At 45.5% G+C, this 1,513-nt stretch carries 2 protein-coding genes; both read right to left on the reverse strand.

What is annotated here, in order from left to right:
* Nucleotides 1-85 precede the first annotated feature (85 nt).
* Nucleotides 86-1,006: an IS3 family transposase gene (locus VIM91_RS09820; RefSeq protein WP_331864644.1), complete on the reverse strand. Its 921-nt coding sequence runs from the start codon at nucleotides 1,004-1,006 to the stop codon at nucleotides 86-88.
* Entirely contained in the window at nucleotides 988-1,341 is a 354-nt protein-coding gene (locus VIM91_RS09825) for a hypothetical protein (protein WP_331864643.1), read from the reverse strand. The genes VIM91_RS09820 and VIM91_RS09825 overlap by 19 nt, the downstream gene beginning before the upstream one ends.
* Between the last annotated feature and the right edge of the window lie 172 nt (nucleotides 1,342-1,513).

Below are 1,513 nucleotides of genomic sequence, written 5' to 3' on the forward strand. Positions count from 1 at the left end.
TTTATTCCTGAAACAGCTTGACAAGCTTTTTCTTTATTACTGAAAATGGTTTACAGGCGGTTCTTTGTTTTTCATTTTGTACGGTTTAAGTGTTTAATAATTCCTGGTGCTGTGCTTGTGTTTTCCAGCGTTTCCTTAAGATTCCATTGTAGTAATGAGCTTTGCCTGGGGTAAGGTTGTCGCAACTGGCATGTGGGCGAAGGTGGTTGTATTTTTCAACTGCATCGTTCACTTGTTGTTCGGCATGGGAAAACGAGGAAAAGGTTTTATTTAATAAAAATTCACCCTTTAATATTCCGTTTACCCTTTCAGCAATAGCGTTTTCGTAAGGGTCGCCCTGCTCGGTCATGGAGATGCGTATGTTATAGTGCTGAAGGATGTGGACGTATTCTGAGCAGCAGTATTGCGAACCACGGTCTGAATGGTGGATGAGGCTTTGCTGCCGTTTTGAGCGGGCTGCCATCAGCAGTGCATTGATGGGCCCAGTGCTGTGCAATGTCGGATACAGGCAGTGGCCGATGATTTTGTGCGAATAGGCATCGGTGACAATACTCAGGTAGGCAAACTTTTCTTTTAAGCGCAGGTAAGTGATGTCGCTTACCCAAAGTTGCCCGGCCGTGGTGAGGTAGGCAATATCGCGGATAAGGTTCGGATATTTTTTGTACTGGTGGTTGCTGTTGGTGGTATAGGGTTTTCGCCTTCGGTAGCGAAGCAGGTAGCCATGTTCGCCTAATAGGTGGTATAGTGCATCCCTGCCCATTTTAATACCATGTTCCCTTAGCGTTTCCTGGAGCATGTGGTGTAGCTTTGGAACGCCTGCACGGGGAAGCTGCTGGCGGATTTCGCCCACCAGTTTCAGTACTATGGTATCTGCCATGTGCTGCTGTTGTTTGTGTTGAAGTTGCTCATACCAGCCCTGGCGGCTGCGCCCAAACAGCGAACAGTAATACCCTATGCCTTTGTGCGGGTAAAACTGCCTGAGCTGATTTACTGTTTGGGCCCAGATTTTTTTCGTATCGGTATTCTCAACTGCTCTTCGGCCAGGTCTATCATCGTTTCAAGGGCGATGTTTTTCATCTGGGCATCTTCCAGTTGTTTTTCCAGGGTTTTCAATCGCTTTTGAAGGGCCTGGAGCTTTTGTTTTTCTCTTTCGGTCATAACGGGTAAAGTTAATATTATGTCCGAAGAAAACTGCTTCTGCCAATATAGAATTTGCCTGCCCGGATCCTTATACACCGGGGCGATATGCTGCCTGGCTTCTGAAAGGCTCATTCGGCCAGATTCAATCTCACGTATTAGCCAACGCTTTTCTGATTTACTAATTGTTTTTTGTTGTTCCATCTTTTTGAGGTTTTATGCCCAAAAATCTGTCAAGTTATTTCAGGAATAGACAAAATCGAGTCCGACCACCTCAATATCGTGTCTGACCACTCCATTATTGCAATCGGCGGCTTCAAAATGGCAATCGGTGGCTTAATAATCGCAATCGGTGGCTCCAATATTGCAAATACTT

This window comes from Thiomicrospira sp., assembly GCF_036568485.1.
In the GTDB taxonomy this organism is placed as follows: Bacteria; Pseudomonadota; Gammaproteobacteria; order Thiomicrospirales; family Thiomicrospiraceae; genus Thiomicrospira.